Source organism: Streptomyces tritici (assembly GCF_048500665.1).
In the GTDB taxonomy this organism is placed as follows: Bacteria; Actinomycetota; Actinomycetes; order Streptomycetales; family Streptomycetaceae; genus Streptomyces; species Streptomyces tritici.
Genome location: NZ_CP183183.1, coordinates 5,217,569 through 5,240,465 on the forward strand (window position 1 = coordinate 5,217,569; position 22,897 = coordinate 5,240,465).

The 22,897-nt window shown below is 73.9% G+C and carries 17 protein-coding genes and 1 pseudogene; 15 read left to right on the plus strand and 3 right to left on the minus strand.

All coding sequences use genetic code 11. The annotated features are described in order from the left end of the window. Positions 1-17 precede the first annotated feature (17 nt). Positions 18-728 carry a ribonuclease HII gene (locus ACNJ93_RS24230; RefSeq protein WP_418959532.1) on the plus strand — a complete coding sequence of 237 codons (711 nt, stop codon included), beginning with the start codon at positions 18-20 and terminating at the stop codon, positions 726-728. A gap of 116 nt (positions 729-844) precedes the next feature. After that, positions 845-1,477, plus strand: coding sequence for a hypothetical protein (locus ACNJ93_RS24235; protein WP_418959533.1), 633 nt, complete (start codon positions 845-847; stop codon positions 1,475-1,477). 182 nt (positions 1,478-1,659) lie between these two features. Here ACNJ93_RS24235 and ACNJ93_RS24240 read toward each other — a convergent pair whose 3' ends face one another. Then, positions 1,660-2,286 carry a hypothetical protein gene (locus ACNJ93_RS24240; protein WP_418959534.1) on the minus strand — a complete coding sequence of 209 codons (627 nt, stop codon included), beginning with the start codon at positions 2,284-2,286 and terminating at the stop codon, positions 1,660-1,662. A gap of 374 nt (positions 2,287-2,660) precedes the next feature. Here ACNJ93_RS24240 and ACNJ93_RS24245 point away from each other — a divergent pair, with 374 nt between their 5' ends. Then, the gene (locus ACNJ93_RS24245) at positions 2,661-4,820 is read left to right on the plus strand and encodes a RecQ family ATP-dependent DNA helicase (protein WP_418959535.1); all 2,160 of its coding nucleotides are present in this window, start codon (positions 2,661-2,663) and stop codon (positions 4,818-4,820) included. An 11-nt stretch (positions 4,821-4,831) separates the two neighbouring features. Here ACNJ93_RS24245 and ACNJ93_RS24250 read toward each other — a convergent pair whose 3' ends face one another. After that, positions 4,832-5,116 carry a hypothetical protein gene (locus tag ACNJ93_RS24250; RefSeq protein ID WP_418959536.1) on the minus strand — a complete coding sequence of 95 codons (285 nt, stop codon included), beginning with the start codon at positions 5,114-5,116 and terminating at the stop codon, positions 4,832-4,834. A 151-nt stretch (positions 5,117-5,267) separates the two neighbouring features. On the opposite strand from ACNJ93_RS24250, the gene ACNJ93_RS24255 reads away from it, so the two are divergent. The 7 genes from ACNJ93_RS24255 (at position 5,268) to ACNJ93_RS24285 (ending at position 15,695) form a co-directional block, all read left to right on the plus strand. Next, positions 5,268-6,812: a DUF4192 domain-containing protein gene (locus ACNJ93_RS24255; protein ID WP_418959537.1), complete on the plus strand. Its 1,545-nt coding sequence runs from the start codon at positions 5,268-5,270 to the stop codon at positions 6,810-6,812. A gap of 128 nt (positions 6,813-6,940) precedes the next feature. Beyond that, the gene (locus ACNJ93_RS24260) at positions 6,941-9,022 is read left to right on the plus strand and encodes a glycogen debranching N-terminal domain-containing protein (protein WP_418959538.1); all 2,082 of its coding nucleotides are present in this window, start codon (positions 6,941-6,943) and stop codon (positions 9,020-9,022) included. 97 nt (positions 9,023-9,119) lie between these two features. Beyond that, positions 9,120-9,884 (plus strand): NUDIX hydrolase, encoded by a 765-nt coding sequence (locus ACNJ93_RS24265; protein ID WP_418959539.1) that lies wholly within the window; start codon positions 9,120-9,122, stop codon positions 9,882-9,884. 146 nt (positions 9,885-10,030) lie between these two features. Next, the gene (locus ACNJ93_RS24270) at positions 10,031-11,812 is read left to right on the plus strand and encodes an ATP-binding cassette domain-containing protein (RefSeq protein ID WP_418959540.1); all 1,782 of its coding nucleotides are present in this window, start codon (positions 10,031-10,033) and stop codon (positions 11,810-11,812) included. Positions 11,813-11,983: 171 nt separating this feature from the next. Further along, entirely contained in the window at positions 11,984-12,868 is an 885-nt protein-coding gene (locus tag ACNJ93_RS24275) for a FadR/GntR family transcriptional regulator (protein WP_418959541.1), read from the plus strand. Between the two features lie 293 nt (positions 12,869-13,161). Continuing rightward, a complete protein-coding gene (locus ACNJ93_RS24280) occupies positions 13,162-14,709 on the plus strand; it encodes an RNA polymerase sigma factor (RefSeq protein ID WP_418959542.1) in 1,548 nt (515 codons plus the stop codon). Between the two features lie 146 nt (positions 14,710-14,855). Next, positions 14,856-15,695 (plus strand): S1 family serine peptidase, encoded by an 840-nt coding sequence (locus ACNJ93_RS24285; RefSeq protein WP_418959543.1) that lies wholly within the window; start codon positions 14,856-14,858, stop codon positions 15,693-15,695. 115 nt (positions 15,696-15,810) lie between these two features. Here the strand turns inward: ACNJ93_RS24285 and ACNJ93_RS24290 are convergent, their stop codons facing one another. After that, a complete protein-coding gene (locus ACNJ93_RS24290) occupies positions 15,811-16,041 on the minus strand; it encodes a DUF7455 domain-containing protein (RefSeq protein WP_318102687.1) in 231 nt (76 codons plus the stop codon). Positions 16,042-16,477: 436 nt separating this feature from the next. On the opposite strand from ACNJ93_RS24290, the gene ACNJ93_RS24295 reads away from it, so the two are divergent. The 5 genes and pseudogenes from ACNJ93_RS24295 to ACNJ93_RS24315 all read left to right on the plus strand — a co-directional run bounded on the left by ACNJ93_RS24295 (position 16,478) and on the right by ACNJ93_RS24315 (position 22,889). Continuing rightward, on the plus strand, positions 16,478-18,595 hold the full coding sequence (locus tag ACNJ93_RS24295; RefSeq protein WP_418959544.1) for a DNA gyrase/topoisomerase IV subunit B: 2,118 nt from the start codon (positions 16,478-16,480) through the stop codon (positions 18,593-18,595). Between the two features lie 127 nt (positions 18,596-18,722). After that, positions 18,723-19,916: a sensor histidine kinase gene (locus ACNJ93_RS24300; protein ID WP_418959545.1), complete on the plus strand. Its 1,194-nt coding sequence runs from the start codon at positions 18,723-18,725 to the stop codon at positions 19,914-19,916. After that, positions 19,913-20,615, plus strand: a pseudogene (locus ACNJ93_RS24305) (response regulator). The gene ACNJ93_RS24300 and the pseudogene ACNJ93_RS24305 overlap by 4 nt, the downstream one beginning before the upstream one ends. Positions 20,616-20,712: 97 nt before the next feature. Continuing rightward, positions 20,713-21,294 (plus strand): DUF485 domain-containing protein, encoded by a 582-nt coding sequence (locus ACNJ93_RS24310; protein ID WP_418959546.1) that lies wholly within the window; start codon positions 20,713-20,715, stop codon positions 21,292-21,294. After that, complete coding sequence (locus ACNJ93_RS24315; protein ID WP_418959547.1) at positions 21,291-22,889, plus strand: cation acetate symporter; 1,599 nt, start codon at positions 21,291-21,293, stop codon at positions 22,887-22,889. Before ACNJ93_RS24310 ends, ACNJ93_RS24315 begins: the two co-directional genes overlap by 4 nt. The last annotated feature ends 8 nt before the right edge of the window (positions 22,890-22,897 follow it).

The following is a 22,897-nucleotide window of genomic DNA, read 5'->3' on the forward strand; positions in this document are numbered from 1 at the left end:
GTAATCTGTCAGGCGCCATGCCCTACGAACCACCCACTCACAGCGTCGAGCGTTCGCTCCGAGCCACCACCGGCGCCAAGATCGTCGCCGGGATCGACGAGGTCGGACGCGGGGCGTGGGCCGGTCCCGTCACCGTCTGCGCGGCCGTCACCGGACTGCGCCGCCCGCCCGCCGGGCTCACCGACTCCAAGCTGCTCACCCCCAAGCGCCGCGGCGAGCTCGCCCTGGAGCTGGAGACCTGGGTGACCGCGTACGCGCTGGGCGACGCCTCCTCCGAGGAGATCGACGAACTCGGCATGACCGCCGCGCTCCGCCTCGCCGCGGGCCGCGCGCTGGACGGCCTGCCCGTCCGACCCGACGCCGTGATACTCGACGGGAAGCACGACTACCTCGGCGGCCCGTGGACGGTCCGCACGGTGATCAAGGGCGACCAGAGCTGTGTAGCCGTCGCCGCCGCCTCGGTGATCGCCAAGGTGCGGCGCGACGCCATGATGGCGGGACTCGGCGTGGAGACGGGGGAGTACTCCGCGTACGAGTTCGGCGCGAACGCCGGCTACCCGTCGCCGGTGCACAAGGCGGCGCTGGCGGAATGGGGGCCCACCCCGCACCACCGGCTCACCTGGGCGTATCTCGACGCCCTGCCCCGATGGCGGCACCTGAAGAAGGTGCGGCTCTCCGCCGAGGCGGCCGCACTGGAAAGCGGGGGACAGCTCGGCTTCGACTTCTGACCGCCCCGGCGCGGGCCGCTCCGGCGGCCGCTCCACCGCCCGGTCTCCCGGCCGGGCCGCACGTATGTGCCCACCCGCCTATGCCCCGCCACGGGGCATTTGATAGACATCCACCCATGCCTCTCATCCCCGAGGAGCCTCAGATTCACGAGAGTGCTCAGGGTCCCCGCGCCGCCTCGCCGGCCGGCCGGCCCTCGCCGACCCCTCGTCCCGTACCCGGTCCGCGCTCCGCGGCCACGCCGCGCCCGGGTCGTCCGGGCCCCGGCCCGGCCCGGCCGGCGCCGCCGGCGCAGCGCCCCGCCCCCGGCGCCGGGCAGTCCTCGCCGTCTCGTCCGGAGAATCGTTCCGGACAGCAGGGCGGCCCGCAGATCCAGCTGATCCCCGCCCCCGCGGACGGCGCGCTCGACGCCGCCGAGGAGGCCGTGGACCTGCTGCTCGACTCCGGCCGCGCGCCCGGCGACGTCCTCGTCCTCACCACCGGTGAGCAGCACCCGTGGGCGGCGCACGAGCTGTCCTTCGGCGAGGCCGCCTACTGGGCACAGCAGGAGGCCGGCGACGACGTGTTCTTCGCCCACGCCTCGGCCGTCGAACAGGCCGCGACCCGGCCGGTCGTGGTGGTCGCGGTCAACGGCGGCGCGGACGACGTCACCGCCCGCGCCCTGCCGGTGGCCCTGCGCCGCGCGAGCGCGCTGCTGATCGTCTGTGGTGACCCGCAGCGCATCAACGCGGTGCTCGGCGCGGGCGTCTGACCCGTTCGCGCCGACGCCCCGGCGTCACGCGGACGGGCGCCGAATTCCGGGCCCGGCTGCCCCGCGCGGGCGGCCGGGCCGCGGCGCGTGCGGTGTGTGTCCAACGACCGTGCGCCGTGGGCCCCTTCGGCTCCGTGTGTCGCGTCGGCGCGCCGCAGGCCCGTTCGGCTCCGTACGTCGCGTCAGCGCGCCGCCGTGCGGCGCAGGGGTTCCGCCGCTCCGCCCGCCGTGCGCGGCGCGAGCGAGCCGAACTCGGTGGATATCTCCCCCAGGGCCGTCGGCCGCGAGCCGATGGCCGGCTGGCGGCCGCCGCGGCCCTCGCCGAAGACCTGCCAGCCGTTCCGCGTGAGCGTGATGTACGCGCCGCAGCGCAGCCCGTGCAGCGTGCAGGCGTCCCGCAGGCCCCACATCCAGGCCCCGTCCTCCTCCGTCCAACGCTCGTCGCCCTCACGGCAGTAGAGCAGCACCGCCGTACGCACCGGGGCGCGTCGCCGGAGGTCGTGCGGGATCACCCGGCGCAGCTGCGCGAGCAGCGCGTTGCGGAACTCCCAGCCGTCCGCCGGCGCGGAGCGGCGGGTGAACGAGGCGCTGGCGGCGAGCCGTTCCTCGTGATCGAGCACCGCGACGACCGCCGTCGCGGGCGTCGGACGGTGGCGTGTGTGCAGGCCGGTGACGACCTCGCGGGGATTGCGCAGCAGCGGAATCCCGGCCGCCGCCCACTCGGCGGGCTCCAGCATTCTCAACCGGCTTGCGGCCCCGGCCGAGGGGCCGATCGAGCCGGCCGCGGGCGAGTGGAATCCGAAGGTCACGGTCCTCCCTTCGGATACGGCCCGGGCGCGGGCAGAGTCGAGTGAGGGCATGCACGGCAAGGCCCTTCCGGTCCCCGAACGGGCCGTGCGGGGCGGATTCCAATTCTTGCTGGCGGGCGCGGGAGCGGGCAACGAGCAATTGAGGCCGCTGACTGGTATGAGCGGGAATGGTGTGGATATCCCTGCCCAGTTGTCCCATGATTCATCCCCCGTTCACCGGTGATCACCCCTCGGCGGCGAGCACCGGCGAAAACCGTGCGCCCCCTGGCTCATCCGCGCCCAGGCGGCCGCAGCGACTCTGCTCACTCGTGCGAGGGACACGGTCGCAGTGCGTGAGTTCGCCCCCAGGCCCGGGTATCGGGTTGCATGGGGGTATGGACACGCTGGATCTGCGCACCGAGGCCGACGCCGTTCTCGCCGAACTGGTCGCCGACCCAGGAGGCACTGCCCGGCTCAGGGAGGACCAGTGGCAGGCCGTGGCGGCCCTGGTCGAGGAGCGCCGGCGCGCGCTCGTCGTGCAGCGCACGGGCTGGGGCAAGTCCGCCGTGTACTTCGTCGCCACCGCGCTGCTGCGCCGGCGCGGCGCCGGGCCGACCGTCATCGTCTCGCCGCTGCTCGCGCTCATGCGCAACCAGGTGGAGGCGGCCGAACGGGCCGGCATCCGGGCGCGCACCATCAACTCGGCCAACCCCGAGGAGTGGGAGACGATCTACCAGGAGATCCAGAACGGCGAGACCGACGTGCTCCTGGTGAGCCCGGAGCGGCTCAACTCCGTCGATTTCCGCGACCAGGTGCTCCCCAAGCTCGCCGCGACGACCGGTCTGCTCGTGGTGGACGAGGCGCACTGCATCTCGGACTGGGGCCACGACTTCCGCCCCGACTACCGCCGGCTGCGCACGATGCTCGGCGACCTCGCGCCGGGCGTGCCGGTGCTGGCCACGACCGCCACCGCCAACGCCCGGGTCACCGCGGACGTGGCGGAGCAGCTGGGGACCGGCGCCGGCGAGGCCCTGGTGCTGCGGGGCTCGCTGGACAGGGAGAGCCTGAGGCTCGGGGTCGTGCGGCTGCCGGACGCCGCCCACCGGCTGGCCTGGCTCGCCGAGCACCTCGACGAGCTGCCGGGCTCCGGGATCATCTACGCCCTCACCGTGGCCGCGGCCGAGGAGGCCACGGCCTTCCTGCGGCAACGCGGCTTCCCGGTGGCCTCGTACACGGGCCGTACGGAGAACGCGGACCGGCTCCAGGCCGAGGCCGACCTCCAGGCGAACCGCGTCAAGGCGCTCGTCGCCACCTCCGCGCTCGGCATGGGCTTCGACAAGCCCGACCTGGGCTTCGTGATCCATCTCGGTTCGCCGTCCTCGCCGATCGCGTACTACCAGCAGGTGGGCCGGGCCGGCCGCGGCGTGGAGCACGCCGAGGTGCTGATGCTGCCGGGCAAGGAGGACGAGGCGATCTGGCGCTACTTCGCCGACACCGCCTTTCCGCCCGAGGCGCAGGTCAGGCAGACCCTGACGGCCCTCGCCGGCGCCGGGCGGCCCCTGTCCGTGCCGGCCCTGGAGGCGGCGGTGGACCTGCGCCGGACCCGGCTGGAGACGATGCTCAAGGTGCTCGACGTGGACGGGGCCGTGCGGCGGGTCAAGGGCGGCTGGGAGAGCACCGGGCAGCCGTGGGTGTACGACGCGGAGCGGTACGCGTGGGTGGCGCGGCAGCGGGCCGCCGAGCAGCAGGCCATGCGGGACTACGTGGACACCTCCCAGTGCCGGATGGAGTTCCTGCGGCAGCAGCTGGACGACGAGGGCGCGGCCCCGTGCGGCCGGTGCGACAACTGCGCGGGCCCGTGGATCGACTCCTCCGTCTCCGCCGACGCGTTGACCGGCGCGACGAGGGAACTGGACCGCCCCGGCGTGGAGGTGGAGCCCCGCCGCATGTGGCCGACCGGCATGCCGGCCCTCGGCGTCGAGCTCAAGGGACGCATCCCTGCCGGTGAGCAGTGCTCCACCGGCAGGGCCCTCGGCCGGCTCTCGGACATCGGCTGGGGCAACCGGCTGCGCCCGCTGCTCGCCGAGAACGCGCCCGACGGACCGGTCCCCGACGAGGTGCTGAAGGCCGTCGTCGCCGTCCTCGCCGACTGGGCGCGCTCGCCCGGCGGTTGGGCCGCCGGAATTCCGGACGCCTCCGCACGGCCGGTGGGCGTGGTGGCCGTGCCGTCGCTCACCCGGCCGCAGCTCGTCGGCTCCCTCGCTCAGGGCATCGCGTCCGTCGGCCGCCTGCCCCTCCTCGGCACGCTGACGTACACCGGGCCGGGCGGCGCCCGGGCGGCACGGCGCAGCAACTCCGCCCAGCGGCTCAAGGGTCTCTCGGACGCCTTCACCGTCTCCGAGGAGCTGGCGGGCGCCGTGGCGGCCGCCGCCGGCCCCGTCCTGCTGGTCGACGACTTCACCGATTCCGGCTGGACGCTGGCCGTGGCGGCCCGTCTCCTCCGCCGGGCCGGCAGCGGGCCGGTGCTTCCGCTGGTGCTCGCCGCCTCGGGCTGACGGCGGGCCGGTCAGGGGAAGAACCGGCCCTGTTCGCACAGGTCGTCGATCCGGGCGTTCTCCTCCGCGCTCAACTGCCCGTCCAGCGCGGTGCTGATGACGTGCCGAGCGTGCGACAGACGCCGGGCGACGTCCCATTCGACGACGAATCTGCCGAGGGTGTGCTCGTCGGCCGCTCCGGACGCCATGCGGGATCCGAGCCGGTCGAGGGACACCACGAACTCGTTCAGGTCCCGCAGGACCGCCACGGCCTCGTCGAGGGGGATGCGGATCTCTCGGGTCTCTCCGGTCTGCATGCCTCCATGCAACCCGACGGCACCGACAGCGGGCGACCGCGCACCCGGATCTGTGGACAACGCGGTCAGGGCCGGGCGGCCGGTCCGATAACCACAACGGCGTTATCCACAGGGGTCGCGAGATCGGTGCGGTCGCGGGAACGTCGTCGCCATGAACCAGCACCACGCAACCACCGGACCGGCGGACCAGCACCAGATCACCCTGCGCGGCCCAGCCGAACTCGCCGACGCCCTGCCGTTCGTCCTGGGCTTCCACCCCACGGACTCCGTCGTCCTCGTCGCCCTGCACGGCGAGCGCGGACGCTTCGGCGGCCGGCTCAGGCTCGGCATCCCGCGTTCACCGGTGGACTGGCCCGCCACCGCCGAGCATCTCGCCGAAAGCCTCGTCGACGGCTGCGAGCGGCGCGGCGAACGCCCCGACGGCATCCTCGTGTTCCTCTGCCAGGACCCGGCGCCCGGAGAGAGCGGACAGCGCGTGATGGAACGTCTGCGCCCGTTCGCCCAGCGCCTGCGCACCGCCTGCGGAGCCCTCGACGTGCCCGTGTACGAAGCTCTGTGCATCTCCGACGGCCGCCACTTCTCCTACTGCTGCCCCGACGCACGCTGCTGTCCCCCGGAAGGGACTCCGCTCGCCCTGCCCGGCACGTCCGTGATGGCGGCGGCTGCCGCGTACGCCGGAATCCGGGTGCGCGGCACGCTGCGCGAGATGGAAGCCGGCCTCAAGCCGCCCGCGCGCGGGCAGGCGCCCGCGCTGCGCCGGGCACTCGACGCGGCTTCCGCCGCGGTGATCCCCTGCATCGTCGACGCGCGTGCGCTGGAGCGGCTGCGTGAGGAGACGCTGAAGCTGGCCCGCAAGTTGATCGGACGGTTCGAACGGGTCGGCGGCCCGGCCGGGGACGCCGCCGACGACGCGCTCGTCACGGACCGGGAGGCAGCCGACGTGATCATGGGCCTGCAGGACCGGGAGACCCGTGACCGGGCGGCGGAGTGGATGGAGGGGGCCGAGGGCGCTGCGGCCCTGCGGCTCTGGCGGGTGCTCGCCAGGCGCTGCGTCGCCCCGTACACGGAGCATGCCGCCGCGCCCCTGACCCTCGCCGGCTGGACCGCCTGGTCGACCGGCGACGAACCCACCGCCCGCGTCGCCCTCGGCCTCGCGCTGGAGGCCGACCCCGACTACCGGTTCGCCCGGCTGCTTCATCAGGCATGCAACGAGGGGCTCGATCCGGAGTCGTTGCGGGAGTGCCTGCGCAGCGAACGGTCCGCCAGGAACCGGGCGCCGGGGGAGGGCGGCGCGAGCGGGGCAGGGTCGGAGGAGCGGGGTACGGCGGCGGCTGCCGCGGAATCGGCGCCGGCCGCGGACGTGCCGCTGGTCGCGGACGTGGCGGCGGTCGCCGGGTCCGCGCCGGAATCCGCGTCGGCCTACGGTTCGGCGTCGGCCTCCGGCTCCGGTTCGGCCTCTGCTTCGGCCGCTGGCTCCGGTTCTGCCTCCGGTTCGGCCTCCGGCTCCGGCTCCGGTTCCGGCTCTGGTTCGGCGTCGGCTCGTCGGAGGGTGCGGCGGGCCCGGCCGGGATCCGTACGTCCGCCCGCGGTCGGACGGGCTACGCGTCCGGGGCGCGGCCGGCGGGGCGAGATCCGGCCGACCCGTGCGGCGAACCCCCTGCCCCACAGGGGTGGGCGCGGATCGGGGAGGGGGTGACGGACCGTGACCCGTTTCCTCGGAGCGCCGTTCACCACGGTGTCGGAGTCGTACGACCTCCTCGGCCCGGTCACGGGCGCGGGTCGTGCGGGCAGCCCGGACCGCACAGAAGGCGCAGGACACGACTCATGGACCCCCGCGTCCCGGCCCCGGCCGCCGTGCAGGCCGCCCACCCGGCCGCCGGACGGCCGACCGCCCCGCACCCCGCCGCCGGACCCGCCCCGCAGCGCGGCGCGCCGCCGGGGGAACCGCCGGCCGTGCACGCCCTGCTCGTCGCGGTCGCCCTGCCGTGGCTCGTGCTCTGCGGCGAGCACGGCCGGCTCACCGGCGAGGGACTCGACGGGATCTACCACGCAGGCCGCCGGCTGCTCTCCCGCAGTGTGCTGCGGGTCTACGGGCGCGAACCGATCGCCGTCCAGGGCCGGTTGGCCGCCGCCGACCGGATCCGGTTCGTCGGCGTGCTGCGCACACCGGGGGACGTCGGCCCGGATCCCGGACTCACGGTCGAGCGCGTCCGCCGCGCCGACGGCACCGAGCGCATCACCCTGCGCAGCTCGGCGGCCCGCCCGCTCCGGCTCCCCGTGGAGCTCGCTCTGGGCACGGATCTCGCGGATCTGGGCGCGGTGGCGGCCGGCCGGCCCGGGCCCGAACTCTCCGCCGGCGTCCACGCGGCGGGACTGCGGTGGGCCGCGCCCGACGGCCGGTGGGCGAGCGTCACTGCCGAGCCGCCGCCGACGGACTCCCTCGCCGTGGCGGGCCTGCTCCGCTGGGACCTCGACCTCGCCCCCGGCGGCACCCGCACCATCGAGCTGCGCGTCCGTGGCGACCGGCCCGCCGAGCGACGCTCCGAGCCCGTGGCCGGCGACGTCGCGGGCCCTGGCGGGCAGGTGCTCGCCGAGGCGCGGGCGGAGGGGGACGACCCCCGAGTCGGCGCGCTTCTCGGGGCCTCCCTCGGCGATCTGCGGGGCCTGCTGCTCCGGGACCGCGCCCGGCCGGACGAGGTGCACGCGGCGGCGGGGGTGCCGTGGCGCTGTGGACCGGTCACCGCCGAGTCCCTCTGGGCGGCTCGGATGGCGCTGCCGCTCGGCGTCCGGCTCGCTACCGGAACCCTCCGCGCCCTGGCCCGTGGCCAGCGGGCCGGCGGCGGTCCCGACCGCGGCTGGATCCCGGGACCGCTGCGGGACTCCGGCCCCGGACTGCCGCCCCGGTGCACCGGGACCGAGGCGACCCTCGCCTTCCCGGCCGTCCTGGCCGAGGCCGCCCGCTGGGGACTGCCCGAGCAGGAGCTCGCCGAGCTGCTGCCCGCGGCCGAGCGCTGCCTCGACTGGCTGCGGGCCGCCTCGGACCCGGACGGGTTCGTGCCCGACCCGGGCCCCGCCGGCCCGCGGCGCGCGGAGACCCAGGCGCACGCCCACCGGGCCGCCGAGCTCGGGGCGGACCTCCTGGAGCTCTGCGGCCGCCCCGGGGCGGCGGAGTGGCGAGACCGGGCGGCGGCCCTGCGGCAGCGGTTCCGGCGGGAGTTCTGGCGGGAGGACCTCGGCGGCGGACGTCCCGTCGCGGCGCTGCTCCCGGACGGGACGCCCCTGCCGCTCCTCGGCTCGTGGGCCGCGCACCTCCTCGACACCGGCCTCACCGGAGGCGGCCGTACGGCGCCCGGGCTGCTGGACAAGCGGCAGACCGACCAGCTGGCCCGGCTGCTCGGCGGGCCGGCGCTCGACACCGGCTGGGGGCTGCGCGGGCTCGGGGCGAAGGAGCCGGGGCACAACCCGTTCGGGCACCGGTCCGGGGCGGTACGGGCGCACGAGACGGCGGTGGCCGTCGCCGGTCTCGCCGGTGCCGGACACGAACGGGAGGCCGCGGCCCTGCTGAGGGGGCTGCTCGACGCGGCCGAGGCGTTCGGGTACCGGCTGCCCGAGATGTACGCGGGGGAGCAGCGCACCGCGGGCGCGGTGCCGGTGCCGCATCCGGCGGCCTGCCGGCCGGCGGCGGTCGCCGCCGCCGGGGCGGTCCACGCGCTGGTGGCACTCGCGGGCATCCGGCCCGACGCGCCCGGGCGGACCGTGGCCCTGCGCCCGATGCGGTCGGCCCCGCTGGGGGCGGTCCTCCTGGCGGGGCTGCGGGTGGCGGGGGAGCCGTTCGCGGTGCGGATCGGCAGGCTCGGCACGGCCATCGTCGAGCAGGCGGCCGAGGGCCTCCAGTTGGGGGTCTGAGCCGGTGCCCGGGTCCGGAGGGGCACGAGTGCCGGAAGTCGGGCCCGTTGCGGGAGAGGGGCGTGTTTATCGTCAGGAAGACGACTATGATCGCGGCATGTCTCCCTACGACCCGTCGGCCTTCCCGCCCTTCGCCGTCACCGTCGACCTGGTCGTGCTCACCGTGCGCCACCACGCGCTGTGCGCGCTGGTCGTGCGCCGGGGCGAGCAGCCGTTCCAGGGACGCTGGGCGCTGCCCGGAGGCTTCGTCCGGGAGGACGAGGACCTCACCACCGCGGCCGCCCGCGAGCTCGTCGAGGAGACGGGGCTGTGCGTCGCCGAACCCGGCGCTCCGACCACCGACCCGGTCAAGGGCGCGCACCTGGAGCAGCTCGCCACCTACGGCGACCCGCGCCGCGACCCGCGGATGAGGGTCGTCAGCGTCGCGCACCTCGCCCTCGCCCCCGACCTGCCCGCGCCGCGTGCCGGCGGCGACGCGAACAGCGCGCGCTGGGCGCCGGTCGACGAGCTGCTGCAGGAGAGCGAGGGAGCGCGGGACGAGCAGTCCGCGCCGCTCGCCTTCGACCACGCCCAGATCCTGGCCGACGGCGTCGAGCGGGCCCGGTCGAAGATCGAGTACTCCTCGCTGGCCACCGCCTTCTGCCCGCCGGAGTTCACGGTCGGCGAGCTCCGGCGGGTGTACGAGGCGGTGTGGGGGGTCGCGCTCGACCCGCGCAACTTCCATCGGAAGGTGACCGGCACGCCCGGCTTCCTGGTACCGGCCGGAGGCACCACCACCCGGCAGGGCGGGCGTCCCGCCCAGCTGTTCCGGCCCGGCGGAGCGACCCTGCTCAACCCGCCGATGCTGCGTCCCGAGGTCTGAGCGCAGGAGCCCGTCCGGCCGCCCGCGCGGCCGGACACCCGGGCTCCGCAGGCCGCAACCCTGCACCAAAAGTCTGAAATGTCGCGTTATCTTGCTGCGGTAGCCGCCCCTGCCGCGCAGCGGTCTTCCCTACCGCGAGAGAAGCGATGCTCCAGGCCATCGGACTCACCAGCACCCCCCGCCGCGACCGCCCTCCCGCCGTGCGCGACCTCAGCGTGGAGGCCCTGCCCGGCCAGGTCACCGCACTGCTCGGGGCCGCGGGGTCGGGGAAGACGACCGCGCTGCGGCTGATGCTCGAACTCGAGCCCGGCCGGGGTCTCACCTACTACCGTGGGCGGCTCCTGCGCCAGATCGCCCACCCCGGCCGCGAGGTCGGCGTGCTCCTCGGCGACGTGCCCGGCCATCCCTCGCGCACCCTGCGCGGCCAGCTGCGGATGCTCGGCGCCGCCCTCGGCGCCCCCGCCGCGCGCGCGGACGAGGTGCTGGAGGCGGTCGGCCTCACGGGCGCCGGCGACCTGCGCCTCGGCGGCCTGCCGCTCGGCATGGACCGCCGACTCGGCCTGGCCTGCGCCCTGTTGGGAGACCCGCACACCCTGCTCCTCGACGACCCCGGCGCCGGTCTGCCGGCCCGGGAGACCCTCTGGCTCCACGAACTCCTGCGCGCCCACGCACAGAACGGAGGAACGGTTCTCTTCACCACCGCCGACCCCAAGGAGGCGGCGCGCAACACCGACCGCGTCGTCACGCTCGACGCGGGCCGGCTCGTGGCGGACCAGCGGGCCGCCGAGTTCGCGCGCACGCGGCTGCGTCCGCGGGTCGCCGTCCGCACCCCGCACGCCGCCCGCCTCGCCGCCGTCCTGAACCAGGAGGCCCGGGCCGCCCGCCGCGCCGTCGAGGTCGTCGTCGAGGGCGGCAGCCGGCTGTCCGTCTACGGCAGCGACTGCGCCGCCGTCGGCGACACCGCCTTCCGGCACGGCGTCCTCGTGCACCGCCTCGCCGAAGAAGTGGGCGACACCGGCGTCCCCGCCACCCCGCCCTCGGCCTCCCCCGCCCTGACGGAGGTCGTACCCGCGGCCGAAGGCCCGGGAGAGGCGACGGCCCGCCCCAACCGCCACACCGCACCCGACCTCCCCGCCACACCCCAGCGCCGCCCCGTCCGTGCCCCGCGCCGCCCCGTCCGCTACGAGATCCGCCGGCTCCTGGGCCTGCCCTCCACCTGGCTCGTCGCCGCCGCCACGCTCGTCGTCTCGGCCGTGCTCGCCGTCCTGCTCGCCCGCGGCGGCGGCACGCCGGTCCCGGTGGCCGTGGCGGGCTGGCCCGAGCTCTCCCCGCTGCCGCCCGCAGCCCTCGGCGCCGGGCTGCTCGGCGCGCTCTCCTTCGGCGACGAGTACCGCCACCCCGCCCTCACCTCGGGCCGCGGCGCCGTGCCGCGCCGCCTCGGCCTGCTGGTCGCCAAGCTCGTCGTCAGCGGTGCCGTCGCGCTGCTGCTCGGCGTGCTCACCGTCGTCCTCGACCTCGAGGCCCTCCGCCTCGTCTACGGCGGCGACTTGATTCCCGTGCCCGGGAACTGGCCCTCGCTCGCGGCCGGTTGGCTCGGACTCGCGGTCGGCTGCGCCTGGGCGGGGGTGCTCGGGGCCGGAGTGTTCCGGGCGACCGCCGCCGGAGTGGCCGCGGTGCTGGCCGTCCCGGTGGCCGTCGTGCCCGCGCTGCGCGCCGTGCTCACCCGCGTACCGACCCGGCCGGTCACCGGGCTCCCGGCGCGGCTGCGCGAACTGCTGCCCACGCAGTGGCCGACCGCAGGCGACCGGTGGCTCGACGGGGCGCTGCGGGTGGTGGGGCAGCCCGTCGGGGTGGCTCTGGTCCTGTCGCTGGCGTCGCTGCTGGGCGCGTATCTGCTCACCGGCCTTCGCCGAGGGGCCCGTTGGTGATCACCTCTGGAATGATCGCCTCCACTTCCGACGATCTTTCGACGCAACTGCCTTGAAAATGCCCGGTTAGCACCGATTAAGCGTCAATTGTGCATGAGGTGGCGATCACCCTTTCGTGTGCTTTTCACCAAAGACCTCAAGGGGCGTGGAAGCCGCGCCGACAAAGGATGCGTGAGTACCCTTGCGCACACCATGATGACCGCCGCCCGCTCCGCCGACTCCGGCCTGGCCGCCACGGGCGATCTCGACCGCTACCCCTACGCGGAGGCGCCCGCCGAGCGGGTCGGCCCGCCCTCCTGGGAGACCGCGGACACCGACCTCGGCCGGGTGGGCCGCCGCAGTGCCGGAAGCCGCGGCCGCGGACTGCATGGCCAACTCGTCCAGCAGCTCGGCCAGATGATCGTCTCCGGCGACCTCGGTGCCGACCGCCCCCTCGTCCCCGAGGAGATCGGCCAGCGCTTCGAGGTGTCGCGCACCGTGGTGCGCGAGTCCCTGCGCGTCCTGGAGGCCAAGGGTCTCGTCAGCGCCCGCCCCAACGTCGGCACCCGGGTCCGCCCGGTCAGCGACTGGAACCTGCTCGATCCGGACATCATCGAGTGGCGCGCCTTCGGGCCGCAGCGCGACGACCAGCGCCGTGAGCTCAACGAGCTGCGCTGGACCATCGAGCCCCTGGCCGCCCGGCTCGCCGCAGGACACGGCCGCGAGGACGTCCAGCAGCGCCTGGCCGACATGGTCGAGATCATGGGCCACGCCTTCGCCCAGGGAGACGGCCTCACCTTCTCCCGGGCCGACGCCGAGTTCCACTCCCTGCTCATCCAGCTCGCGGGCAACCGCATGCTGGAGCACCTCTCCGGGATCGTCGGCGCCGCCCTCCAGGTCTCCGGCGCCACCGCGACCGGCTGCGAGCGCCCCGGCGAGTCCTGCCTCGCGCACCACGCCCGGATCGTCGACTGCCTCGCCTCCGGCGACGCCCAGGGCGCCGAGACGGCCATGCGGCAGCTGCTCACGGTCCACCCGGAGGGCGGCGGCGTCGTGCCCGCCCCGCGCGAGCACTGAAGGCGCCGGTCAGGGGCTCCGGCGGCGCGATCATGGGGTGAACGACCGGTCTGTACCGGTTCGTCTCCTTTGGGGTGTGACTCGGGCCACGCGGAATGGGCGTAACGCTCTTCGAGGCAGTGCGATGACTTAAGAGGTGACAGCCGAGGAAGGAATACAGCAGCCCCGCGAGGCGCTGTGCAGTTCCCCGGTCCAGCCCGCGCCGTCGGCACATCCCCAGCCGTCGGTCGTCGGCTCCGGCCCGATCATGGGCGGGGCCGGAAGCCGTTTTCCATCGTTCCGAGAGGTTGTTCGTGTCGGCCAGCACATCCCGTACGCTCCCGCCGGAGATCGCCGAGTCCGAGTCTGTGATGGCGCTCATCGAGCGGGGAAAGGCTGATGGGCAGATCGCCGGCGATGACGTGCGTCGGGCCTTCGAGGCTGACCAGATTCCGCCAACCCAGTGGAAGAATGTTCTGCGCAGCCTCAATCAGATCCTCGAGGAAGAGGGTGTGACGCTGATGGTCAGTGCAGCGGAGTCGCCGAAGCGCGCCCGCAAGAGCGTCGCAGCGAAGAGCCCGGCCAAGCGCACCGCCACCAAGACCGTCACCGCCAAGACGACCGTGACCAGGACCGTCGCGGCCGCCCCGGCGGCCCCGGCGGCCGAGAGCGCGGAAACCGCCGAGGAGGCCGCAGCCCCGGCCAAGAAGGCGGCCGTGAAGAAGACCGCGGCCAAGAAGACGACGGCGAAGAAGACCGTCGCCAAGAAGACCGCGGCGAAGAAGACCACCGCCAAGAAGGACGACGACGAGATCCTCGAGGGCGAGGAGCTGCTCGAGGACGTCGCGCCCGGCAAGGGCGACGACGAGGACACCGAGGGCGAGAACAAGGGCTTCGTCCTGTCCGACGAGGACGAGGACGACGCGCCCGCCCAGCAGGTCGCCGTCGCCGGCGCCACCGCCGACCCGGTCAAGGACTACCTCAAGCAGATCGGCAAGGTCCCGCTGCTCAACGCCGAGCAGGAGGTCGAGCTCGCCAAGCGCATCGAGGCCGGTCTGTTCGCCGAGGACAAGCTGGCGAACTCCGACAAGCTCGCCCCGAAGCTCAAGCGCGAGCTGGAGATCATCGCCGAGGACGGCCGCCGCGCCAAGAACCACCTCCTGGAGGCCAACCTCCGTCTGGTGGTCTCGCTGGCCAAGCGCTACACCGGCCGCGGCATGCTCTTCCTGGACCTGATCCAGGAGGGCAACCTCGGTCTCATCCGCGCGGTCGAGAAGTTCGACTACACCAAGGGCTACAAGTTCTCCACGTACGCCACCTGGTGGATCCGTCAGGCGATCACCCGCGCCATGGCCGACCAGGCCCGCACCATCCGTATCCCGGTGCACATGGTCGAGGTCATCAACAAGCTCGCGCGCGTCCAGCGCCAGATGCTCCAGGACCTGGGCCGCGAGCCCACCCCGGAGGAGCTGGCCAAGGAGCTCGACATGACCCCGGAGAAGGTCATCGAGGTCCAGAAGTACGGCCGCGAGCCCATCTCGCTGCACACCCCGCTCGGCGAGGACGGCGACAGCGAGTTCGGTGACCTGATCGAGGACTCCGAGGCGGTCGTCCCGGCCGACGCGGTCAGCTTCACGCTCCTCCAGGAGCAGCTGCACTCGGTGCTCGACACCCTCTCCGAGCGCGAGGCCGGCGTGGTCTCCATGCGCTTCGGTCTCACCGACGGCCAGCCGAAGACGCTGGACGAGATCGGCAAGGTCTACGGCGTCACGCGTGAGCGGATCCGCCAGATCGAGTCGAAGACGATGTCGAAGCTGCGCCACCCGTCCCGTTCGCAGGTGCTGCGCGACTACCTCGACTAGGAGCGCGACGCGCCGCGGCGCGCCGGTCTTCAGGGCCCGGTTCCCCGGAAAGGGGGAACCGGGCCCTTCGGCTGTGCGCGGGTGCGCGCGCTGGGTAGCTGCACGACTCTGGGTGAACCGAGAACCCCGGAGAGTCAGGAGAGCCAATGCGTCGTTCCATCGCCCGAGCAGTGACCGGCGCCCTGGGCCTGGTCTCTGCGGCCGCCGCAGCGCTGGCCGCGCCCGGGGTCGCGAGCGCCGACCGCGTGATCGTCGGGGGTGAGCCGGTCGAGGTCGCCGACACGCCCTGGGTCGTGGCGCTGTCCAGCCGTGACCGGTTCGGCGGTATGCGGGCCGGGCAGTTCTGCGGCGGGGTGGTCGTGGCCCCCACGAAGGTCCTCACGGCGGCGCACTGCCTGGGCCCGGAGGTGCTCGGCGGGGCGCCGGAGGACGTGTCCGACCTCGCGGTGATCGCGGGCCGCACCGAGCTCACGGACAAGGGCGGCCGCGAGATCCGGGTCGCCGAGACGTGGATCAACCCGGCGTACCGGCCGGCGACCAATGCCGGCGACCTGGCCGTGCTGACCCTGAGCAGCCCGCTGCCGGAGTCGTACGTGCTCGCCACGGCGGGGCCGGGCGACTCGGCGTACGCGCCGGGCACGATCGCGACCGTGTACGGCTGGGGCGACACGACCGGGAACGGCACGTACGCGACCTCACTGCGCGCGGCGCGCGTGCAGGTGCTCGAGGACGCGGCCTGTGAGCGCGCGTACCCGGGGAACACGAGCGGGGACTACCAGCCCGCCACCATGCTCTGCGCGGGCGATCCCGCGGGCGGCAGGGACGCCTGCCAGGGCGACAGCGGCGGCCCGCTGGTCGCCAGGGGGCGGCTGGTCGGCCTGGTGTCCTGGGGGAGCGGCTGCGCGGAGGCGGAGAACCCCGGCGTGTACACCCGGATCTCGGCGGTGCTGCCCGATCCGCTGCCGCAGACGGTCTCCCGGGGCTGACGCCCGGAGGGTACGAGGACGGGCGGCCGTCCCCCTGGAATGCGGGGACGGCCGCCCGGCGTCCGGTTCAGGACCGGCTCTGGCTCGTCGTGGTGCCAGTGGTGGATGCGAGATGTCAGCGGTCCTCGTCGACCGTGTGGGCCGGCACGTCGGTGAGCCGGTCCGTCTCATCCTGTATCTCTGCGGCGATCTTCTTGAGTTCCGGCTCGAACTTGCGCCCGTGGTGAGCGCAGAAGAGCAAGTCACCGCCGCTGGTCAGGACGACGCGCAGGTACGCCTGGGCGCCGCAACGGTCGCAGCGGTCAGCGGCCGTCAGCGGGCTCGCGGGGGTCAGAACAGTAGTCACGTCGCCTCTTCTCTAGCTCGACGAGCTGTCGTACCAGGGTCAACATCCAACCAGGCCGAAAACGTTCCCGCTCGTGGCTTTTCCTCGAAATTTCTTGGCCGAGGTGGCTGTCTGCTGCCGGTTGGCGGCGAATGGGCCGTATTGCGTCGCACTACGGGTTTCGCATTGCTGTAGGTCGGTCGGTCCTCCCCGGCTGGCTTGCCGGTTGTTCATGAGGACGTGCCCGGAGCCTAAATGGTTCATGCCTGGAAGGGAACGTGATGTCCACGTCACTCGTCCGAGTGATCGAACATCCTTACGACTCTGGACTAGCATGGCGAATCACGAGGGTGGCGTGAGAACGGCTCTACCAGGCCTCGGTACCCTCTGACCGGCGACCGACGCCGGGCCTTTACCCCCAGAGGGCCAGATTCAAATTCAGCGAGGAGCGAACCGCGTGACCGCCGAAACGTCCGTGCCGTCCAGTGCGCTGCTGACCGCAGACCGTGACGGTTCCAACTACACCGCGCGGCACCTGCTCGTACTCGAAGGGCTCGAAGCGGTCCGCAAGCGGCCCGGAATGTACATCGGGTCCACCGACAGCCGCGGTCTGATGCACTGCCTCTGGGAGATCATCGACAACTCCGTCGACGAGGCCCTCGGCGGCTACTGCGACCACATCGACGTCGTGCTCCACGACGACGGCTCCGTCGAGGTCCGGGACAACGGGCGCGGCATCCCCGTCGACGTCGAGCCCAAGACCGGACTCTCCGGCGTCGAGGTCGTCATGACCAAGCTGCACGCCGGCGGCAAGTTCGGCGGCGGCTCGTACGCGGCCTCCGGCGGTCTGCACGGCGTGGGCGCCTCCGTGGTGAACGCGCTGTCCGCCCGCCTCGACGTCGAGGTCGACCGGAACGGGGCGACGCACTCGATCAGCTTCCGCCGCGGCGTCCCCGGCATCTTCACCGAGCCGGGCCCCGACAGCCCCTTCGACCCGTCGAGCGGCCTGCTCAAGGGCAAGCGCGTCCCCAAGCCCCGCACCGGCACCCGTGTGCGCTACTGGGCCGACCGGCAGATCTTCCTCAAGGACGCCAAGCTCTCCCTGGAGACGCTGCACCAGCGCGCCCGCCAGACGGCCTTCCTCGTGCCGGGTCTCACCATCGTCGTCCGCGACGAGCGCGACCTCGACGGGATCGGCAAGAGCGAGGAGACGTTCCGCTTCGACGGCGGCATCAGCGAGTTTTGCGAGTACCTCGCCCAGGACAAGGCCGTCTGCGACGTGCTCCGGCTCACCGGCCAGGGCACCTTCAAGGAGACCGTCCCGGTCCTCGACGACCGCGGCCACATGACGCCCACCGAGGTCACCCGCGAACTCGGCGTCGACGTGGCGCTGCGCTGGGGCACCGGGTACGACACCACGGTGCGCTCCTTCGTGAACATCATCGCCACCCCCAAGGGCGGCACCCACGTCTCCGGCTTCGAGCAGGCCGTCACCAAGACGGTCAACGAGGTGCTGCGCTCGGCGAAGCTGCTGCGCGTCGCCGAGGACGACATCGTCAAGGACGACGCCCTGGAGGGCCTCACCGCCGTCGTGACCGTCCGGCTCGCCGAGCCGCAGTTCGAGGGCCAGACCAAGGAGGTGCTCGGCACCTCCGCGGCCCGGCGCATCGTCGCCAACGTGGTCGCCAAGGAGCTCAAGGCCTTCCTGACCTCCACCAAGCGCGACGCCAAGGCGCAGGCCCGGGCGGTCCTGGAGAAGGCCGTCGCCGCCGCCCGGACCCGTATCGCCGCGCGCCAGCACAAGGAGGCGCAGCGCCGGAAGACCGCGCTCGAGTCCTCCTCGCTGCCCGCCAAGCTGGCCGACTGCCGCAGCGACGACGTCGAGCGCAGCGAGCTCTTCATCGTCGAGGGAGACTCCGCGCTCGGCACCGCCAAGCTCGCCCGGAACAGCGAGTTCCAGGCCCTGCTGCCGATCCGCGGCAAGATCCTCAACGTCCAGAAGTCGTCCGTCTCGGACATGCTGAAGAACGCCGAGTGCGGCGCGATCATCCAGGTCATAGGAGCGGGCTCGGGCCGCACCTTCGACATCGACGCCGCCCGCTACGGCAAGGTCATCATGATGACCGACGCCGATGTCGACGGCTCGCACATCCGCACGCTGCTGCTCACCCTGTTCCAGCGCTACATGCGGCCGATGGTCGAGGCCGGCCGGGTCTTCGCCGCAGTCCCGCCGCTGCACCGCATCGAGCTCGTCCAGCCCAAGAAGGGCCAGGACAAGTACGTCTACACGTACTCGGACAACGAGCTGCGGCAGACGCTGCTGGAGTTCCAGCGCAAGGGCGTCCGCTACAAGGACGCCATCCAGCGCTACAAGGGCCTCGGCGAGATGGACGCCGACCAGCTGGCGGAGACCACGATGGACCCGCGCCACCGCACCCTGCGCCGGATCAACATCGGCGACCTGGAGGCGGCGGAGCAGGTCTTCGACCTGCTCATGGGCAACGACGTGGCGCCCCGCAAGGAGTTCATCACCAGCTCCGCGGCGACCCTGGACCGCTCGCGCATCGACGCCTGAGCCGGATATCCACAGGCACCGGTCCGCCGGCCCCTCCACCCGCGGGTGGAGGGGCCGGCTCCGTCCACAGGCCGATCACGCGAACCCCCTTCCGCCGTAGCATCGAGACGACGGAGGGGGGCCGGACTTGGACGGGACCGTGGCCGCCGGGCGGTGGCTCGCCTGGCCGACGCGCGAGGCGCTCAGCAGGGTCGGCGTGCCCCGGGGCCGCCTCGTCCTGGACGGGCTGCTGCTCACCGCGCTCTGCGCCTGGGCGCTGATCAGCGCCCACCTCTCCGGCGCCTTCCCCGGCGCGTACGGGCTCCTGCCGGCGCTCGGGCTGGCGCTGTGCGGAGCGGCCGTGGCCGCCTTCCGCCGCGCGACCCTGGCCCACCGGCTGCTTCCCTCGCTGGGCCTGCTCGGCGTCCTCGCCGGCTGCGCCCTCGGCACGTACCTGGCCGGCGCGCCCGTGCCCGCGACGCTGACCTGGATCGTGGCGGGGGTGCTGGCGATGGAGCGGCTGCCGCTCGCCGCCGGGGTGCTCACCGTCGCCGTCCTCGTCGGAGGGTTCGTCGCTGCCGACGAGACCGGGCCGCGCGGGGCGGCGGTCACCACCGCGGCCGTGCTCCTGACCGGGTACTCGCTCCGGCTCGACGCCCAGGCGCGCGGCGCGGGTTTCCGGCTGCTCGCGCAGGAGCGGGCGGCCCGGGACGCCGAGGCGGCCTCCGCGGCGCTCGCCGAACGCGCCCGGATCGCCCGCGAGATCCACGACGTCCTCGCCCACAGCCTCTCCGCCCAGCTGGTGCACCTGGAGGCGGCCCGGCTCCAGATCGACGCCGGCGCGGAACCTGAGGAGATACGCCGGCGGGTCGTCGCGGCCCGCTCCATGGCCCGCGAAGGGCTCGCCGAGACCCGGCAGGCGCTCTCCGCGCTCCGCGGCGACCTGGCGCCGGTCGAGGACTACCTGCGGGAACTGGCCCGCGAGGACGGGGCGGAGGTGCGGGTCTCCGGCGAGCCCCGGCCGCTGCCGGCGGAGGCATCCCAGGCCGTGCGCAGAGTGGCGCAGGAAGCGCTCACCAATGTGCGCAAACACGCCCCCGGGGCCCGGACGCGGCTGCTGCTGGCGTACAGGTCCGGTGAGATCGCCCTGGAGATACGCGACTCGGGCGCGCCCGCCGCGGCGCGGGCCGCCGCCGGCCCCTCCGGCGGGAGCGGCCTGGCGGCCTCCGGCTCCGGCTACGGGCTGCTCGGCATGCGCGAGCGCGCCGAACTCCTCGGCGGCACGCTGGAGGCGGCCCCCGAGGGCGACGGCTTCGCCGTGCGGCTGAGGGTGCCGGCATGACGGACGAAGGGGGGCGCAGCGCCCGGGTGCTCGTCGCCGACGACCAGGCCATGGTGCGCGAGGGCATCGTCCTCGTGCTCGGGCTGCTCCCCGGCATCGAGGTCGTCGGCGCCGCCCGGGACGGCGAGGAGGCCGTCGCCCTGACCGCCGAACTCGCCCCGGACGTGGTGCTGATGGACCTGCGTATGCCGCGCTGCGACGGCGTGGAGGCCACCCGGCGGATCCGCGCCGAGCACCCCGGCACCGAGGTCGTGGTGCTCACCACGTACGCCGACGACGACTCGCTGTTCCCGGCGCTGCGGGCCGGGGCGCGCGGCTACCTCACCAAGGACGCCGGCGGCGAGGAGATCGCCCGCGCCGTCCGCGACGTGCTCGACGGACGCGCCGGGCTCGCACCGGCCGTCCAACGACGCCTCCTGGAACGGCTGCTGAACCGGCCGGAGAGGCCCGAGGCGCACCCGCCCGCGCGCCGCGGCGCCGCCGGACGGTCTCACCGAGCGCGAGGCGCAGGTGCTCGCGCTCGTCGCGGACGGGCTCTCCAACCAGGAGATCGCCGGCCGGCTTCGCATTTCCACGGCCACCGTGAAGACCCACATCAACAATCTCTTCGCCAAGACCGGGGTGCGCGACCGCGCCCAGGCGGTCCGGTACGCCTATCAGCGCGGAGTTGTCAGGCCACCGGGAGACCCCATCACCTGATGGGGTGAAGTGACCGGGAGAAGAGTCCGGGATCTTCCCGCTCTGTCCATCCTTGGGCACGCGGCCGAAACGGTTCGCTGACAAGGAGAGTTCACCGGTGGAGAAGCAGGAAGGGCCGAACACCCCGGCGGGTCGCATCGACGACCCCTGGTACGACGCGCTCGCGTCCGGCTGGGGAGAACCGGGCGCCGCGGCCGGCCAGGACCCGGCCGCCGCGACCGCCGAGGACCCGGCCGCGGGCCCGGGGCGGATCCCCCGCCAGGCGAAGCCCCACACCGCCGCGGACATCTACCTGGAGGTGCAGCGCAGCCCCGCCTTCCGCGAGGTCCGCGCCCGCTACCGGCGCTTCGCCTTCCCGGCGGCCGGCGCGTTCCTGCTCTGGTACCTCGCGTACGTCGTCGTCGCCACCGTCGCCCCCGGCCTGATGGGCCGGCCGGTGGCCGGGGCGGTGAACGTGGCGATGCTGGCCGGGCTCGCCCAGTTCCTCACCACTTTCCTGCTGACCTGGGCGTACGCCCGGCACGCCCGGCTGCGCCGGGACCCGGCGGCGCTCGAACTGCGCTGGGACACCCAGGAGATGACCCGAGGCATGGCACGAGGAAGCACCCCCGCGGCGGCGCACGCGACGAACCCGGCGCACGCGACGACCGACGGAGCCACGCGGGGGACCACCCGGTGAGCGGCGACCACCAGACCCTGGCGCTGATCCTGTTCAGCGTGTTCGTCGCGGTCACCCTGGCGATCACCACCTGGGTGAGCCGCAACCGGCACGGCTCGGCGGAGGAGTTCTACGCCGGCGGCCGGCTGTTCTCGCCCATGGAGAACGGATTCGCCATCGCCGGCGACTACATGTCCGCCGCGTCCTTCCTCGGCATCTCCGGGCTGATCGCGCTCTTCGGCTACGACGGCATGCTCTACTCGGTCGGCTTCCTCGTCGCCTGGCTCGTGGTGCTGCTGCTCGTCGCCGAACTCGTCCGCAACTGCGGCCGCTTCACCCTCGCCGACGTCGTCGCCGCGCGCATGGCCGAGCGGCCCGTGCGCATCGCCGCCGGCACCTCGTCCGTCACCGTCTCCGTGCTCTACCTGGTGGCGCAGATGGTCGGCGCGGGCAGCCTCGTCGCGCTGCTGCTCGGCGAGACGGGCGGGGCGGCGCGCTCCTGGACCGTCATCGGCGTCGGAGCGCTGATGGTCGTCTACGTGTCGCTCGGCGGTATGCGCGCCACGACCTGGATCCAGATCGTCAAGGCCGTGCTGCTCATGGCCGGTTCGATCACGCTCACCATCCTCGTGCTGGTCCGCTTCCACGGCGACTTCGGACTGATGCTCACCACCGCCGCCGAGCGCAGTGGCCACGGCACGGACTTCCTCGCGCCCGGACTGCGCTACGGCGGGGACTGGACCGCGCGCTTCGACTTCATCAGCCTCGGCCTGGCTCTCGTCCTCGGCACGGCCGGGCTGCCGCACATCCTGTCGCGCTTCTACACCGTGCCGACCGCGGCCGCCGCCCGCCGCTCGGTCGTCTGGTCGATCGGACTCATCGGCAGCTTCTACCTGATGACGATCGTCCTCGGGTTCGGGGCCGCGGCGATCATCGGCCCGGAGGCCGTCCGCGCCTCCAACACCGCCGGCAACACCGCCGTCCCCCTGCTCGCGCTCGACCTGGGCGGCGGCGCGGGCTCGACCGGCGGCACGGTGCTGTTCGCGGTGGTCGCCGCGGTCGCCTTCGCCACGATCCTCGCCGTCGTCGCGGGCATCACCCTCGCCTCGTCCGCCTCCGTCGCCCACGACCTGTACGCCTCGCTGCGCAGCCGCCGCGCCGGGGCGAAGCCGTACAGCGAGGTCGCGGTGGCCCGCGCCGCCGCGGCCGGGATCGGTCTGGCGGCGATCGGGCTCGGCCTGCTCGCCCGCGATCTGAACGTGGCGTTCCTGGTCGGCCTCGCCTTCGCGGTGGCGGCCTCGGCAAACCTGCCGGTGCTGCTGTACTCGCTGTTCTGGCGGAACTTCACCACGCGCGGCGCCGTCTGGTCGGTCTACGGCGGGCTGGTCCCGGCGATCCTCCTGGTGCTGTTCTCGCCGGTCGTCTCCGGCGGCCCCGAGGCCCTGTTCCCCGGTGTCGACTTCCATGTCTTCCCGCTGCAGAACCCCGGGCTCGTCTCGATCCCGCTGGGCTTCCTGGCCGGCTGGCTCGGGACCGTCACCTCGGGCGAGGCCCCCGACCCGGCCAAGCACGCCGAGACGGAGGTCAGGGCGCTCACCGGCGCGGGCGCCGTGTGAGCGGCCCC

What these genes read in the sequence shown, in the direction of transcription:
- ACNJ93_RS24230 (WP_418959532.1), top strand. Translation starts at nt 18, where the DNA reads ATGCCCTACGAACCACCCACTCACAGCGTCGAGCGTTCGCTCCGAGCC.
- ACNJ93_RS24235 (WP_418959533.1), top strand. Translation starts at nt 845, where the DNA reads ATGCCTCTCATCCCCGAGGAGCCTCAGATTCACGAGAGTGCTCAGGGT.
- ACNJ93_RS24245 (WP_418959535.1), top strand. Translation starts at nt 2,661, where the DNA reads ATGGACACGCTGGATCTGCGCACCGAGGCCGACGCCGTTCTCGCCGAA.
- ACNJ93_RS24250 (WP_418959536.1), bottom strand. Translation starts at nt 5,116, where the DNA reads ATGCAGACCGGAGAGACCCGAGAGATCCGCATCCCCCTCGACGAGGCC.
- ACNJ93_RS24255 (WP_418959537.1), top strand. Translation starts at nt 5,268, where the DNA reads ATGAACCAGCACCACGCAACCACCGGACCGGCGGACCAGCACCAGATC.
- ACNJ93_RS24260 (WP_418959538.1), top strand. Translation starts at nt 6,941, where the DNA reads ATGGACCCCCGCGTCCCGGCCCCGGCCGCCGTGCAGGCCGCCCACCCG.
- ACNJ93_RS24265 (WP_418959539.1), top strand. Translation starts at nt 9,120, where the DNA reads ATGTCTCCCTACGACCCGTCGGCCTTCCCGCCCTTCGCCGTCACCGTC.
- ACNJ93_RS24270 (WP_418959540.1), top strand. Translation starts at nt 10,031, where the DNA reads ATGCTCCAGGCCATCGGACTCACCAGCACCCCCCGCCGCGACCGCCCT.
- ACNJ93_RS24285 (WP_418959543.1), top strand. Translation starts at nt 14,856, where the DNA reads ATGCGTCGTTCCATCGCCCGAGCAGTGACCGGCGCCCTGGGCCTGGTC.